Source organism: Streptomyces qaidamensis (assembly GCF_001611795.1).
Classification (GTDB): domain Bacteria; phylum Actinomycetota; class Actinomycetes; order Streptomycetales; family Streptomycetaceae; genus Streptomyces; species Streptomyces qaidamensis.
Map to the genome: position 1 here is coordinate 234,769 of NZ_CP015098.1, position 15,260 is coordinate 250,028.

Below are 15,260 nucleotides of genomic sequence, written 5' to 3' on the forward strand. Positions count from 1 at the left end.
GCTACTCCTCCTCGTCCTTCTCCTCGGCCGCCTCCGGCTCGTCGTGCCGCTTGCCCAGGTAGGCGTCCACGACGGCGGCGTTCCGGCCGATCGTGTGCGGTGGGCCCTCGGCCACCAGGCGGCCGTCGGCCATGACGGCCACCCAGTCGCTGATGCCCATCACCACGTCCATGTCGTGCTCGACGAAGCACACCGTCAGCCCCTCGTCCCGCAGCCGCTTGATGTGTGCGAGCAGCGACTGGGTCAGCGCGGGGTTCACCCCGGCCATCGGCTCGTCGAGCAGGAGCATGACCGGCCGGGTCATCAGCGCGCGGGCCAGCTCCAGCAGTTTGCGCTGACCGCCGGAGAGCGTGCCGGCGTGGTCGTCGCGCAGGTGCCCGAGCCGGAACCGGTCCAGCAGTTCGTCCGCCCGGCGCTCGAGCTCCCGCTCCTGCCCGCGCCACAGCGGTCGCAGCAGCGCGGGCAGCGCCCGCTCGCCGCGTTGACCGGGCGCGGCGAGCAGCAGGTTCTCCAGCACCGTGAGCCGGGCGAGCGCTCTGGAGAGCTGGAACGTACGGACCATTCCGCGCCGCGCCACCCGGTGCGCCGGGGCGCCGGTGAGCGGCCGTCCGTCGAACGACCACCGGCCGCCGTCGGCCCGGTCGAACCCGCTCACCACGTTGAACAGCGTGGTCTTGCCGGCGCCGTTGGGCCCGATGAGCGCCGTGATGACCCCACGCTGGACCTCCAGGTGCTCGACCCGCACGGCGGCGAGGCCTCCGAAGGTACGGGTCACCTGGTCCAGATCCAGCAGGGGATCGGGCTTGCGCACCCCCGGCTCGGGATCGATCGCGGAGAGCCGGTCCGGGTGGGATCCGACAGGGTCAGCGGCCACTGAGCAGCATCTCCTTCCGGCTGCCGAGAATCCCCTGCGGCCGGAACGCGACCAGCAGCATCAGGGCGACTCCGACCAGGGCGAAGCGCACCGCGCCGACCTCCGAGGTACTGATGAGGTCCGGCGAGATGTAGTCGGCGTTGATGGCCTGGCGGAGCGCGCTGTCGAGGAAGCTGAGGACGAACCAGAACAGGATCGCGCCGAGAACCGGGCCGAGGATCCGCCCGGCACCTCCGAGGACGAGCAGTGTGTACAGGAAGAACGTGACGGCCGGATCGTAACTGTCCGGGTTCACGGACTGCACCTGGATCGCCTGCATCATGCCCGCGACCGCCCCGATGACGCCGCCGAGCACGAGGCTCTGCATCTTGTACGCGTAGACGTTCTTGCCGAGGCTGCGCCCGGCGACCTCGTCCTCCCGGATCGACCGGATGACACGGCCCCACGGGCTGTGGATCAGCAGGGCGAGCAGGATTCCGGCCAGGAGCACCAGCGTCCATCCGACGGTCATGACCCAGAGGTCGCGGGAGCCGAACCTCACGAGCCACACGCCGTAGCTGCCGGGCTCGAAGGGGTTGAGCGCGTAGAAGTCGTTCGCGAACCTCTGCAGCCCGAACACTCCGCCGGTGACCGGCTCGGCCCAGCTGGAGCGGTAGAACAGCCGTAGCGTCTCCCCCGCCGCGATCGTGGTGATGGCGAGGTAGTCGGCGCGCAGCCGCAGGGTGGGCAGACCGAGGAGCAGGGCCAGCACGATCGCGCAGGCGATGCCGCCCAGGACGCCGAGCCACATCGGGCCGTCGTACGTCGACACCGTGATGGCGAGCCCGTAGCCGCCGACCAGCATGAATCCGACCTGGCCGAAGTTGAGCAGCCCCGTGTAGCCGAAGTGCAGGTTCAGTCCCATCGCGGCGAGGGCGTAGACGGCGGCGATGGGGCCGATTCCCGAGCGCAGGGCGTTGGAGACGATGTCCGAGAAGTCCATGGCGCACCCCTCACCCGACGCGTTCGGCCCGGCCGAGGATGCCCTGCGGCCGGACGAGGAGGACGACGATGAGGACGAGCAGCGCCCAGGCGTACTGCAGGTCGACCGGGAACCACAGGGTGGACATCTGGGCGACGATGCCGATGACGAGGCTGCCGACCATCGCTCCGTAGGCGGAGCCGAGCCCTCCCAGGATGACCCCGGCGAACATGAGCAGCAGGAGCTTGAAGCCCATGTCCCAGGTGACGATCTCGACCAGGCCGAAGAAGACACCGCCGAGCGCGGCCAGCCCGGCGCCGAGCATCCACACGAACAGCACCACCCGCTGCACGTCGATGCCCGACGCCTCCGCGAGGTCACGGTTGGCGGAGACGGCCCGGACGGCCGTGCCGATCCGCGTCTTCTGCAGGAGCGCGGCGACGCCGAGCAGCACCAGCACGGCGAGCAGGGTGACCGTGAGGTCCCGTGGCGTGATGCCGGCCGGCCCCAGGTCGACCGTGCTCTGGATGTCGTACTGCGCGTAGGAGGCGGGACGGGTTCCGTACAGCACGAGTACGACGTGGCGCAGCAACAGCGAGAGCCCGATGGTGACGATGAACATGTTGATCAGCCCGGTGCCCCGGGCCCGCAGCGGGCGCCAGATGCCGCGATCGACCGCCGCGCCCAGCAGGGCGCCGAAGACCACCGCGGCGAGAGCGGCGGGAATCAGGTGCCAGCCCGGACCCGCCGCGGAGACGTTGAGGAAGAACGCGAAGGTGGCGCCGATCGTGACGAATTCACCGTGCGCGAAGTTGATCAGATGGATGGTTCCGAAGATCAGTGAGAGCCCGACCGAGGTGATCGCGATGATCACCCCGAACTGGATACCGTCGATCAGCGCCTGCAGAGCGCGCGCGGAGAACGTGGGGCCGCGCGGGACTTCCCCACCCTGCGCCCGTGCGGAGATCGCGGGCAGCATGACAAGGGCCAGGGCGAGGACCGGTACGAGCATCCGCTGATGGCGCATGGCAGTTCCGGTATGTCACGAACGTCCTTTATGGGCTCAGTGTAGGTGCAGGTCTGTGCGGTGACACGGGCAGGGGCCACAGATGCGCCCCGGAAGCGGAGGTTGCGGGATGAGTGACGGCGGGAACCTGGCGAGTGCCTACAGCGACGACAGCGTGCTCTTCCGGGTGCTCCGGCACCTCGGCTGGGACAGCCTGGCCAACATCGGCTACTTCACGCTGCCCACCTTGCCGGTCGTGCCTCTGACAGGGCCTGTGCCCTTTCAGCGCCGTCTGGCCCGCCGGTCGCTGGCGTTGCTGGACGCCCGGCCCGGACAGCTCGTCCTGGATGCCGGATGCGGTCGCGGTGACACCACGGCACGGTTGGGCGCCGCGGGATGCCGGGCCCTGGGGGTGGACATCCAGCCCGCGCAGATCGCCCAGGCACGCCGCCGCTTCGGTGGCTGTTCCGGCGCGCGATTCGCCGTAGCCGACGCCACCGCTCTGCCGCGGCGGGCAGCGGAGATCCCGCTGACGGACGGCTCCGTCGACCGGGTGCACTGCCTGGAGGCCGCCTTCCACTTCGGCCATGAGGGCCGCAGGTCCTTCCTGAGCGAAGGTTTCCGGCTGCTCCGCCCCGGAGGGCGGCTCGTCCTCGTGGATGTCACGTCCCGTACGGATCAGCCGATCGGGACCCTCGACCCGAACGGCCTCGTCCGCGGCACCTGGCGCTTCGACGACCTCGAACCGTACGAGCGGTACCCGCTGACGGCTTCCGCCTCCGGCTTCACCACGCGCCATGTCCTCGACTGGACCACCCCCGTACTCCACCGGGCGGCCCAGCTCTGTGCCCTGTTCGACGGCATCGCGTCCACCCGGGCCGGCCGGCAGGCCCTGTGCGTGCGGTGGCCCGGCCTGAGCAGTCTCGACGCCCGCGAGTGGGACGAGGCCCTCGCCGTCATCCGAGCCCACCAGGCCATCGAGCGCGTCGCGCGCTACACGGCGTACGTTTTCGACAAACGGCCCCGCGTCCCGTCCTCGCCCGCTGGAGACGCCCGCCAGGGGGAGGCGGCACCGTGACGGCCTGGTCGGCGATACGGGCTTAGCATGACAAAAAGGTCTGTTCTGGCCGTGCGTCTCAGCCACCTTGACCGAAGGGGCGATCATGTCCACTCGTGAAACGCACCAGGCTCCCCCCGACCCCGCGAGGCAGGAGGCGTTCGCGGGCGAAGTCGCCGATGTCCTGAACAAGGGCGTGCTCGCCCTGCTGACCAGCGTGGGCCATCAGTGCGGCCTGTTCGACACCCTGGCCTCCCTTCCCCCGTCGACCAGCGCGGAGATCGCCAAGGCGGCGGATCTGGACGAGCGGTATGTGCGCGAGTGGCTGGGTGGCATGGTCGTGGGCGGCTTCGTGGAGTACGAGCCGGAGGGGCAGCGCTACACGCTGCCGCCCGAGCACGCCGCCTCTCTGACCACCGCGGCCGGCCCGGAGTGCCTGGCCGGGATGATGCCCTACATCGCCCTCATGGGCGAGGTCGAGCAGCAGGTCATACGCAGTTTCCGCGAGGGAGGAGGCGTGCCGTACTCGGCCTATCCGCGGTTCCAGGCGTTGCAGGCCGAGGAAACCGCCCGGGTCTATGACCAGGCACTGGTCGACACGATCGTGCCGCTGGTCCCGGGGCTCACGGAGCGGCTGCGCGAGGGCATCGACGTTCTCGACGTCGGCACGGGACAGGGACACGCTCCTCTCGTGCTCGCGCGGGCCTTCCCCGCCAGCCGCTTCCACGGCATCGATCAGTCGGAGGCGGGGATCGACGTCGCACGCACGCGGGCGGCCCGCTCCGGCCTGGGCAACCTCCGCTACACCCTCGGCGACTCGACGGAGATCAGCGGCACGTACGACCTCATCACCGCCTTCGACGTGATCCACGACCTGGCACGGCCGGCCGAGACGCTGGAGGCGATCAGGAGGGCTCTGGCTGAGGACGGCACGTTCCTCATGGGCGACATCGCCGCCTCCAGCAGGCTGGAGGAGAACATCGGCCATCCCTTCGGGCCCGCGCTCTACGGCTTCTCCGTCTTCTACTGCATGACGACCTCGCTCAGCACCGGCGGAGCCGGGCTGGGCACTGTCTGGGGGCAGGAGACAGCGGTGCGGATGCTCCGGGAAGCCGGCTTCGCAGATGTCGACATCAAGTCCGTGGACGGCGACCCCCTCAACGCCTACTATGTCGCCACCTTGCGGGGAAGGTGATGGTGAGGGGAGCGCCGCCGCGCCCCCTTGCTCACCGGCCGGGAGCACCGTCACGCAGGCCGCCCTGCGTGCGACCAGGCGATGCGGTGGGGGGGGCAGCGTGGGCTGCCCGGTCGCCGCCGCGGGGGAGCCGGCGCCGGCGGGTGGAGGCCCGGCAGGACGTCAGTCAGTGACTGAACCCGTTGCGTCCTTCGGCGATCGCTCGCACTCGCTCGTGCCGAGTCTCCGGCCGCGGCAGGGGCTACGGGTGCAGTGTCGCCTCGCCGGTCACGCGGATTGCGGCTTCCTGGCCGGGGACTATCGACAGGGGGCCCGCCACGCGAACGTCGACGGGGGCGTCGAGGCCCTGTATCGCCACGGTCACCTTGGCGTCATGACCGTAGTAGAAGACGTCCCGGACCGTGCCGCGCACACCCTCCTCCGTGCTCGCGTCGGCCAGTCGCAGTTGCTCGGGGCGCAGTACGACCGTGCCCGTGCTTCGGCCTTGTGGTGGTGCGGCCAGCGTCACGGTGCCCAGCGGCGTGATGGCCGTGGAGCCACCGCCGCGCACCTCTCCGGGGACCAGTACGGCGTCGCCGACGAAGCCGGCGACCCAGGGGTCGGCGGGGCGCCGGTAGAGGTCATGAGGGGTGTCGCACTGGGCGATGCGGCCCTGCCGTACGACGGCGACCAGGTCGGCGGTGGACAGGGCTTCCTGCTGGTCGTGGGTGACCAGCAGTGCCGTGGCCCCTGTCGCTCGCAACGCGGCTCGCACATCCGCCCGGACCCCGACGCGCAGCGCGCTGTCGAGGGCGTTGAACGGTTCGTCGAGCAGGACGAGTGCGGGGCGCGGGGCCAGTGCCCGGGCCAGGGCGATGCGCTGCTGTTGCCCGCCGGACAGTTCGTGCGGCATGCGGTCGCCGTGTCCGGCCAGCCCCACGAGGTCGAGCATGTCCTGCGTCCGGCGGCGCCGCTCGCCGCGGTCGAGGCCGGTCAGGCCGAAGGCCACGTTGCGGGCCACGCTCAGGTGGGGGAAGAGGGCGCCTTCCTGCGGCACGATTCCGATGCGGCGCCGTTCCGGCGGCAGATGGACGGCGGGACCCGCGACCGTGCGTCCGTCTAGTGCGACGGTGCCCGCGTCGGCGCGCAGGAACCCGGCGACGATGCGGAGCAGGGTGGTCTTTCCGCAGCCGGAGGGTCCGAGCACGGCGGCCAGTGTCCCGCCCGGCACGGTGAGGTCCACGCCTCGGAGAACGGGGGCTTCCGGGCCGTAGGCCTTGGTGAGCTGCTCGACGCGGAGCTCGTTGTGGCGGTCGGTCATGTGCGGTGCCTGCCCAGGAGGTAGGAGGGGACGGCGGCCAGGAGGATGAGGGCCGCGGCGTAGGGTGCGGCGGCGGCGAAGGAGCCGGCCCCGGTCTCGGTCCACAGCCGGGTGGCCAGGGTGTCCATGCCGGTGGGGCGCAGCAGCAGGGTGGCCGGCAGTTCCTTCATGCACACCACGAAGGTGAGCGCGGCGCCGGCCGCCACACCCGGTGCGGCCAGCGGGACGGTCACCTCGCGCAGCACCCGCAGGGGCGAACGGCCCAGCGAACGGGCCATGTCCTCGAGCACGGGTGGCGCCTGCAGGACGGCGGCGCGGGTGGCGGCGACGGCCACCGGCAGGAACAGCGCGGCGTAGGCGCAGATCAGCAGGGGAAGCTGCTGGTAGAGCGGGTAGGCGTAGCGCACCGCGAAGAAGACGAGGGAGAGCGCGACGGTGATGCCGGGCAGTGCGTGGCCGGCGTAGGCGGCCTGTTCCAGCAGCGCGGTTCCGCGTCCCCGGCAGCGTGCGGCGATCACGCCGACGGGCAGCGCCAGCAGCGTGGTGAGGGCGGCTCCCGCGGCGGCGACGCCGAGAGTGACCCAGGCGGCCTCGGCGAGTCCGCCGAGGTCCCACGTTGCCGAGCTTCCGACAGAGAGCCAGTAGCCGAGGGTGCCGAGCGGGAAGGCCACGGCGGCGGCCACCAGCGTGGCGCACCAGGCGAGGGCGGGGATCCGCCAGCGTCCCAGGGGCACCGCGACGACCGGGCGGGCGGTGCCGCCGCCGGTCCTGGCATGGCCCGCGCGCCCGCGGGTGCGGGCCTCGGCGGCGACCAGCGCCACCGTCATCACCACCAGCACGACGCTGAGCGCGGCGGCCGGGGTGCGGTCGAAGGAGGCGCGGTAGGACGTGTGGATGGCGCGGGTGAACGTGTCGTAGCGCATCAGCGAGACGGCGCCGAAGTCGGAGAGCACGTACAGCGCGACGAGCAGCGCTCCGCCCGCGGCGGCCGGGCGCAACTGGGGCAGCGTGACCCTCAGGAAGGTGCGCACCGGTCCGTGGCCCAGGGAGCGGGCGGCCTCCTCCTGAGCCGGGTCGATCCCGCGCAGCGCGGCGGCGACCGGAAGGTGGACGTAGGGGAAGCTCACCAGGGTGAGGGCGAGCGCGGCACCGCCGAACCCGGCGGTCCGGGGTGCGCTGGCCAGCCACGTGAAGGCGGCGACGTAGCTGGGCACGGCGAGCGGCAGGGTGACCAGCACCGACCAGGCGCGCGCACCGGGCAGGGCCGTGCGTACGGTCAGCCAGGCCAGGGAGACGCCGAGCAGCAGGCAGGCCGCCACGACGACGGCTGTCAGGGAGAGGCTGCGGGCGAGGAGGTGCAGCGTCCCCTCGTCGCCGACGACGTCCCAGGCGTAGCGCGGACCGCGTTCGAAGGCCCGGACCGCGAGGTAGCCCAGGGGCAGCAGCGCGAACAGCGCGGCGACGCAGGCGGGGACGAGCAGGACCCACGGAGGTCTGCGGCCGGCGGGTGCCCGGTCTGTCTTGCGGACGGCGCGGCGCCCGGCGGGAGCGGGTGCACCGTCCGTCTTGCGGAGGGGGCGGCGCCCGGCGGGAGCGGGTGCTCCGGCCGGGCGGCCTCCGGATGCCGATGTGGTCACGTCGGGCTCAGGGTTTCTGCCGGTCGTCTCAACTCTTCCTAGACCAGTCCGACGTCCTGGAGCATGGCCAGCGTCTCCTGGAGGGATTCGAGCTTGCCCAGGTCGATGTCCGGGGACTCCAGGGACTCGAACGGCGGCAGGCCTTCGACGTTGCTGGTGACGCCCGCGGCCAGCGGGTACTCCTTGGTCGTGTCGGCGAAGTAGGTCTGCGCTTCCTTCGACAGCAGGTAGTCGACGGCCTTCTGGGCGGTCCCCGCCTGGCCGCCGTCCTTGAGGATGCCGACGCCGGCGACGTTGATGAGCGCGCCGGGGTCCCCGCCGGGCAGGAACTTCAGCTGTGCGCCGACCTTGCCCTCGCCCTTCTCGGCGACCCGCTCGTACCAGTAGTAGTGGTTGACCAGGCCGAGGGAGACCTCGCCCGACTCGACGGCGTCGAGGGTGGCGAGGTTGTTGGTGTACACCTTGCCGTTGGCCTTCAGGCCCTTGAGCCACAGCCGGGTTGCGTCGTCACCCTCCAGGACGCGCATGCCGGTGACGAAGGCCTGGAAGGAGGCGTTGGTCGGCGCGAAGCCGACCTTGCCCTTCCACTCGGGCTTCATCACGTCGACGACCCGGTCCGGGACCTTGTCCTCGGCGACCTTGTCCGGGTTGTAGGCGATGACACGCACCCGCCCCGACAGGCCCACCCAGTCGCCTTCCTCGCCGCGGTAGGCCTTGTCCACCTCGTCGAGGCTCGACTGCGGCAGCTTCGCGAGCATGCCCTCCTTGGACAGGGCGCCCAGAGCGCCGGCGTCCTGCGAGAAGAACAGTCCGGCCTTGGTGCGGTCGCCCTCCTCCAGTATCTGGGCGGCCAGTTCGGCGCTGTCGCCATAGCGCACCTCGACCTTGGCGCCGACCGCCTTCTCCAGCTTGTCCAGGATCGGCTTGACCAGCTTCTCGTTGCGCCCGGAGTAGATGACGAGGGCGGAGTCGCCGCCGTCCGCGGTGCCGCCCTTGTCGTCGCCGGAGCCGCAGGAGGCGAGGACGGGCAGGAGCAGGCCGGCCGCGAGGAGCGCGGAGATCCGACGAGCCGAAGGGCGTCGCATGTGGTGTGCCTTCCTGGGTGGCTCGCCGGTACGCCGCGGGCCGCGTCGTCGGGTCAGCGAGCGGCGAAGCGATGCTTTCAAGCCAGCTGTGAACATGCTATGAATAAGGTAAAGCTTGCCTAACCGTCAAGGGATCGGTGCTATTTGCGGACGCTGCCGCAGAAAGGTTGCGCGCCCGTGATCGACTCATCCCGACCCGCCTCGGTCCCGTTGAGCACGCGGTTTCCTCGCTTTGTCCCCCTTTCGTCGCCGCAGCCGCCCGTGCGTGGGCCGGGGGTGCCGTTCGCGCGTGACCTCGCGGCCCACGGAGATCGCACCGCATTGATCACGCCATCGGGCGAGGTCACCTACCGGGCGCTCGCGGAGCGGGTCGCCGCCACCGCCGAACGCCTCGGCCGTACGCGCCGCCTCGTGCTGCTGGCCGGCGCCAACCGGGCCGACGCTCTGGTGATCCACCTCGCGGCCCTCGCCGGCGGGCACCCCGTCCTGCTCGTACCCGGCGACAGCACCTGCACCATCGACGCCCTGACGGCCGCCTACGACCCCGACGTCATCGCACGCCCGGACGACCACGGCACCTGGACCCTCGACGAGCGGCGCCGGACCAGCACCCACACCCTCCACCCCGACCTGGCGCTCTTGCTGAGCACCTCGGGTTCGACCGGCTCACCGAAGCTGGTCCGGCTCTCTCACGACAACCTCCAGTCCAACGCCGAGTCCATAGCCGGCTACCTGGGCATCCGTCAGTCCGACCGCGCGGCCACGACCCTGCCCCCGCACTACTGCTACGGCCTGTCCGTCATCCACAGCCACCTGCTGCGCGGCGCCGGACTGATCCTCACCGAGCGCTCGGTGGCCGACACAGCCTTCTGGGAGGAGTTCCGCGCGGCCCGCGGCACCGCGCTCGCCGGGGTGCCGTACACCTTCGACCTGCTCGACCGGGTCGGCTTCGCCCACATGCGGCTGCCCCACCTGCGCTACGTGACCCAGGCCGGCGGCCGCCTGGCACCTGAACGGGTCGCCGCTTTCGCCGAGTTGGGCCGCAGATCCGGCTGGGAGCTGTTCGTCATGTACGGGCAGACCGAGGCGACGGCCCGCATGGCCTATCTGCCCCCGGCGCTCGCGCACGAGCGCCCGGAGGCCATAGGCGTGCCGATCCCGGGAGGCTCCTTCCGGCTGCGGCCGGTCGACGGCATCGCGTCGCCCGACACCGGCGAACTGGTCTACTCGGGTCCCAACGTCATGCTCGGTTACGCCGAGGCGCCCGCGGACCTCGCGCTCGGCCGCACCCTGGAGGAACTGCCCACCGGGGACATAGCCCGACGCGCTCCCGACGGGCTGTACGAGATCGTGGGGCGGCGCAGCCGCTTCATCAAGATCCTCGGTCTGCGCCTCGACCCGCACCGGGTCGAGGCGCGACTGGAAGGGCACGGCATCCACGCCGCGTGCGTGGGCGATGACGATGCGCTGACCGTCGTCGCGGCGAGCACGGAGGGTGCCGACTCGAAGGCCGTACGGCGGCTGGTGAGCGAAGGCTGCGGTCTGCCGCCGCGCGCGATACGGGTGCTGCCGGTGGCCGAGCTTCCGCGGCTCGCCTCGGGCAAGACCGACTACGAAGCCGTACGACGGCTGGCCCGCGACGCTCGGATCCCGGCACCAACACCGGCACCGGGCGACGACGACCTCTGCGCCCTCTACGCCGAGATCCTCGACCGGACCGACGTCACCGAGGACAGCAGCTTCGTGAGTCTGGGCGGCGACTCACTCTCGTACGTCGAGATGTCGCTGCGGCTGGAGCAGGCCCTTGGCGTGTTGCCCCCCGACTGGCACACCACACCGATCCGCCGGCTGCGGGCCCCGGACACCGCTCGGCGCACGCCCCCGGCCGTCCCGCGGCGCGGGCTGCGGCGCAGCCTGGAGACGGGCATCGCCCTGCGGGCGGCCGGCATCGTCCTCGTCGTCGGCTCGCACATCCCCGTCTTCCTCGTCCAAGGCGGGGCCCACGTGCTGCTCGGCGTCGCCGGATACAACTTCGCGCGCTTCCACCTCTCCGTCGGCGAACGCCGGGAGCGCCTGCGCAGAATGGGGCGGAGCATCGCCCGCGTCGCCGTTCCGAGCATGGTGTGGATAGCCTTCGCGCTGCTGCTGACCCGCGAATACGACCTGGCCAACGTCGTTCTGGCCAACAGTCTCTTCGAACAGGACAACTCCGACCCGGAGTGGCGCTACTGGTTCGTCGAGGCTCTGGTCTACTTCCTGGCCGGGCTGGCGGTCCTGCTGGCGATCCCCTGGCTGCACCGCGCGGAGCGGCGCACCCCCTTCGGTTTCGCCCTGGCGCTGGTCGCCCTGGGAATCGCCGGCCGCTACGACCCCTGGGGCCTCGCGCACGTCCGCTTCCACCTGAGCCCGACCGTGGTCTTCTTCCTGTTCGCACTGGGCTGGGCGGCGGCCCGGGCGCGCACCGCGGGACAGCGGCTGGGGCTGACCGCGGCCACGCTGGTCACCGTGCCGGGTCTCTTCCCCGGGGAGCAGACCCTGCGGACATCGATCGTGCTCGGCGGTCTTGTCCTGCTGTTCTGGGTGCCCGCCCTGCCCAGCATCGACGCGGTCAACCGGCTGGCGGGCGTCCTGGCGGGCAGTTCGCTCTACATCTACCTGACGCACTTCCACGTCTATCCCCACCTGCGGGACCACTCCCCCGCGGCAGCGCTGATCGTCTCCCTGGTATGCGGTGTGGCGTACGGAGCAATGGCCACCCGCGTGACGTCCGGACTCCTTTCATCACTCCGGGCCGGCACCCTGATGGCCTGCCTGTCGCCTCGCGGGACGCCCGGCGCTCCCGTAGGGTCTCGATGCCGTTACGGCAGGACGCACTGACGGCCCTTCACGCGGACCGGTGACCGAGGAGCCCTCATGTCAGGACAGTTCGAAGCGACCACCGAGATCGACCGGCCCGTCGAGGCCGTGTTCGACTACCTCGCCGACGGGCACAACGATCCGCAGTTCAGCCCCCGAGTGCTGAGGATCGAGCGGGTTCCCGAGACACCGACCGCCGTGGGAACGGTCTTCCGCAGCACGGTCAAGGACGCCGGCGTGAAGTCGGCCAGGGAGTTCCGTATCACCGAGCTCGACGCCCCGACGCGGATCCGGTGGACCGAGGTGTCCAAGAACAGCGTGGCGGTGGCCGAGGGCGGCTACGACCTGGAGCCGCTGGCCGACGGCAGGACGCGGGTCCGTCTCCACAACGTGCTGGAGGGCCATGGACTCGGCAAGCTGCTCGTCGGCCTGGCACTCACCGCCGCCCGCAAGGACGCCCCTGCCTTCGGTGCCCGGATCAAGGCAGCCGCTGAGGCGGCGGTCCCGCCGCGCTGACCGAGTCCCGGGCAGGGCAGGGCAGCTGCTGCCTCGTGGTGGGGCCGCCAGGTCGGTGAAGATAGCTGTCCACGGCCCAGTTTCCGCTCGCCGAGGGCGGCGCGCGGAGGGCGGCCACGTCCCGGACCGTCTGGCCGGTGTCGAGGTGGCCGGACACCGGGCCGGTAGGCCCGCCAGTCGGCGGGTAGCCGCCTGTCGTACGCCACGGGGCAGCGAAGTCCCCTGGCTCTTCAGCACCGGCGACGGTCGCCGGGCGAGCAGGTCTCCTGAACCGGTCACCGGGTTGCTGCCGCCCACGGCGCGCGGGTCGAAGCTGACGACGTCGAACTCGCGGCGGCCCTCGGCACTGGGCCGGCTGAACACCGGGCGGTGGCCTTGCGGCGGGCCACGGCCAGGTCGAGTCTCGGCCCGTCCGGGTCGGGTGGGGCATCCGGCCAGGGAGTCTCCGCGAAAACCGGTCGCGGGCCATGGCGACCGTTGCTAATCTCCCGAAGGCCGTGCGAGAGAACAAGGAGGTGGTACCCGTGAACGCAGTGTCGACATGGGTGCTCCTCTCCGGGGTCACGGTCGGGCGGTAGGTCGTCCGGGAGCGCCGTTCAAGCGCCCTCCCGAAAGGCACGACCGTGCAATTCACTTCTGAACAGCTTCTCGACGACGGTGTCGTCGAGCGCGCCTTCACCCTCGGCGAGATTCCCGGCACCCTGTGGAAGCCTGGATCCGCACCGGCCCCGCTGGTCCTGATGGCCCACAACAACGGCCTGCCCAAGGCGGACCCCCGGCTGGTGGCCCGGGCCCGCTACACCGCAGCGCGCGGCTACGCCGTGGCCACCATCGACGCCGCCGGGTGCGGCGGCCGCTCCCGTTCCGCCGCGGACGAGCAGGCCCGTGCCGACCTCCGACGGGCGATGCGGGCCGGCGAGCCGGTCGACGAGATCTTCGAGTCCCTCATCGGCCCACTGGTCGACAACGCGGTCCCGGAATGGCAGACCACTCTGGACGCCCTCCTCCAACTGCCCGGGATCGGCGGGCCGGTCGGCTACTCCGGTGGGTGGACCGCCCTCGGCATCCGGCTGGCGGTGGTCGAGCCGCGCATCGCGGCCGCAGGCTTCTTCGCCGGAGGTTACGTGCCCCGTGCCCAGCGCGAGGAGGCCCGGCAGGTCACCATCCCGCTGCTGTTCCTGTTGCAGTGGGACGACGAGGGCAACCCCCGGCAACGGGCCCTGGACCTGTTCGACGCCTTCGGCAGCGAGGAGAAGACGCTGCACGCAAATCTGGGAGGGCACACCGGCACCCCGTGGTTCGAGCTGGAGGACGGCTGCCGGTTCCTGGACCGGCACCTGAAGTGAGGCCCGGCCGTCCGGCGGGGATCAGACAGGAGGCGGGGCCGGTCCCGGTCACCCGGTTCGGCGGGAGCGGGCCTGCCATCCCAGGGTGACGGGGACGAGACCCAGGAGCATGGCGACGTTAGCCCAGCGAGGCGGCGGGCCGCGTCAGGTCGAAGGCGATGGTGACCATGCGTCCGCCAGGCTTCAGCATCCGCCGTACGGCACGCAGGTCGGTGCCCGCCGTGTCGAGGACCACGTCGAACAACCCAGTTCCGCAGGGGACACGGTCCGGTGGTCGGCGGCGTGGTGGGCACCGAGCCCACGCACGAAGTCGAGGTTGGCAGTGCGGGCCAGGGCAGTGACCTCGGCGCCGTACGCCTGTCCGAGCTGGACGGCGGCGTTGCCGACGCCGCCCGCCGCGCCCCGTACGAGCAGCCGTTCGCCGGGGCGCAGTGCGGCCTTGTCGCGGAGAGCCGTGACGGCCGTGGTGCCCACCGGCAGCGCGGCGGCGGCCACGAGGTCCAGCCCGTCCGGGACCCGGCCGAGCCGCTCGGGCCGTACCGTCACGTACTCGGCGGCGCTGCCGAATCCGGAGCTGCGGCCCAGGACGCCCCACACCTGGTCACCGACCCCTACGCCGGTCGCGCCAGTGCCGAGCGCGGCGACTTCGCCGGTGAAGTCCAGCCCGACGCGCTGCGGGAACTTCCGGCCGGTGATGAGGCGGGAGGGTTTCCTCAGCGCGCTGAGACGAGGCTGCGCCCTCAGAGCACAATCCGCCACCAGCACTGGCGCTGCCGTCGCACACGACTCGTCGTCGCTGTCAGCCGACCACACCGCGCTCGGTATCACCGTCGCCGAGGAACCGGCGCCCTGCCCTGTGCCGACTTGTGTATGACCAGGTCACCGCTGTCATGAGAACCGGGATGGCGACCAGCGGAGCGAAAGCGATGCCCCAGACGGTCTGGGCCGTACCGCTGGACAAGTACGTCCGGCTCTCGACGGTGAAGGCGACCACGAGTTGCCACAGTGCTACCGGGACCAGGACGGCCGAGGCGGTCCAGGCCAGCGCGGCGAGGCTCCTGGGCCGCAGCGGCCGCCACCGGTCGCTGACGAGAAGCAGCGGGAACAAGGCGGCCAGCTCGGTGAGGACAGAGAGGCCGACGACGTATGCGATGCCCCATCCCGGGATGTCGAAGACGTCCCGCAGGACCTGGTCGCTGTAGCCGACATGGGCCCCGGACGCCATGGCGATGCGCCACAGGCCGGACGGGGCTGCGCACAGGGCTATGGCGTGGGCGGCTCGGCGGGCCCAGAGAGGCACGGCGGGGGCAGAAGCGGCTGCTGCGGTCATGACTCCATGCTGTCCGGGGACGCGTCAGCAGCGCGTCGTCCGCAACGGCGGTCCGTTCTCCCCCGTTCGGCGGAGGACGGAGATTCGCCCGCTAACG

12 protein-coding genes and 1 pseudogene are annotated in these 15,260 nt (G+C 71.5%); 5 read left to right on the forward strand and 8 right to left on the reverse strand.

Annotated elements, in window-relative coordinates; genetic code table 11:
• Position 1: 1 nt before the first annotated feature.
• The 3 genes from A4E84_RS00960 to A4E84_RS00970 are packed head-to-tail and all read right to left on the reverse strand — an operon-like array spanning position 2 to position 2,862.
• Positions 2-874, reverse strand: a complete 873-nt coding sequence (locus tag A4E84_RS00960; protein ID WP_062924705.1) for an ABC transporter ATP-binding protein — start codon at positions 872-874, stop codon at positions 2-4.
• Positions 864-1,856 (reverse strand): branched-chain amino acid ABC transporter permease, encoded by a 993-nt coding sequence (locus tag A4E84_RS00965; protein WP_062924706.1) that lies wholly within the window; start codon positions 1,854-1,856, stop codon positions 864-866. Before A4E84_RS00965 ends, A4E84_RS00960 begins: the two co-directional genes overlap by 11 nt.
• A 10-nt stretch (positions 1,857-1,866) precedes the next feature.
• Positions 1,867-2,862, reverse strand: a complete 996-nt coding sequence (locus A4E84_RS00970; RefSeq protein WP_062924707.1) for a branched-chain amino acid ABC transporter permease — start codon at positions 2,860-2,862, stop codon at positions 1,867-1,869.
• A 109-nt stretch (positions 2,863-2,971) separates the two neighbouring features.
• Here A4E84_RS00970 and A4E84_RS00975 point away from each other — a divergent pair, with 109 nt between their 5' ends.
• Positions 2,972-3,919: a class I SAM-dependent methyltransferase gene (locus tag A4E84_RS00975; protein WP_079128810.1), complete on the forward strand. Its 948-nt coding sequence runs from the start codon at positions 2,972-2,974 to the stop codon at positions 3,917-3,919.
• 85 nt (positions 3,920-4,004) lie between these two features.
• Positions 4,005-5,093, forward strand: coding sequence for a class I SAM-dependent methyltransferase (locus A4E84_RS00980; RefSeq protein WP_062924708.1), 1,089 nt, complete (start codon positions 4,005-4,007; stop codon positions 5,091-5,093).
• Between the two features lie 241 nt (positions 5,094-5,334).
• On the opposite strand, the gene A4E84_RS00985 is transcribed toward A4E84_RS00980, so the two are convergent.
• The 3 genes from A4E84_RS00985 to A4E84_RS00995 are packed head-to-tail and all read right to left on the reverse strand — an operon-like array spanning position 5,335 to position 9,115.
• A complete protein-coding gene (locus A4E84_RS00985) occupies positions 5,335-6,393 on the reverse strand; it encodes an ABC transporter ATP-binding protein (protein WP_062924709.1) in 1,059 nt (352 codons plus the stop codon).
• Positions 6,390-8,030, reverse strand: coding sequence for an ABC transporter permease (locus A4E84_RS00990; protein WP_062924710.1), 1,641 nt, complete (start codon positions 8,028-8,030; stop codon positions 6,390-6,392). The genes A4E84_RS00985 and A4E84_RS00990 overlap by 4 nt, the downstream gene beginning before the upstream one ends.
• Positions 8,031-8,068: 38 nt before the next feature.
• Positions 8,069-9,115 carry an iron ABC transporter substrate-binding protein gene (locus tag A4E84_RS00995; RefSeq protein WP_062924711.1) on the reverse strand — a complete coding sequence of 349 codons (1,047 nt, stop codon included), beginning with the start codon at positions 9,113-9,115 and terminating at the stop codon, positions 8,069-8,071.
• A gap of 321 nt (positions 9,116-9,436) precedes the next feature.
• On the opposite strand from A4E84_RS00995, the gene A4E84_RS01000 reads away from it, so the two are divergent.
• The 3 genes from A4E84_RS01000 to A4E84_RS01010 all read left to right on the forward strand — a co-directional run bounded on the left by A4E84_RS01000 (position 9,437) and on the right by A4E84_RS01010 (position 13,833).
• Positions 9,437-11,992, forward strand: a complete 2,556-nt coding sequence (locus A4E84_RS01000; protein WP_237304750.1) for an AMP-binding protein — start codon at positions 9,437-9,439, stop codon at positions 11,990-11,992.
• Positions 11,993-12,028: 36 nt separating this feature from the next.
• Entirely contained in the window at positions 12,029-12,487 is a 459-nt protein-coding gene (locus A4E84_RS01005; RefSeq protein WP_062924713.1) for an SRPBCC family protein, read from the forward strand.
• 623 nt (positions 12,488-13,110) lie between these two features.
• Complete coding sequence (locus A4E84_RS01010) at positions 13,111-13,833, forward strand: dienelactone hydrolase family protein (protein ID WP_062924714.1); 723 nt, start codon at positions 13,111-13,113, stop codon at positions 13,831-13,833.
• A gap of 121 nt (positions 13,834-13,954) precedes the next feature.
• Here A4E84_RS01010 and A4E84_RS01015 read toward each other — a convergent pair.
• Together A4E84_RS01015 and A4E84_RS01020 are read right to left on the reverse strand one after the other, a co-directional pair.
• Positions 13,955-14,535 (reverse strand): annotated as a pseudogene (locus tag A4E84_RS01015) (zinc-binding dehydrogenase); the annotation flags it as partial.
• Positions 14,536-14,632: 97 nt separating this feature from the next.
• Positions 14,633-15,163, reverse strand: a complete 531-nt coding sequence (locus A4E84_RS01020) for a hypothetical protein (protein WP_062924715.1) — start codon at positions 15,161-15,163, stop codon at positions 14,633-14,635.
• Positions 15,164-15,260 lie beyond the last annotated feature (97 nt).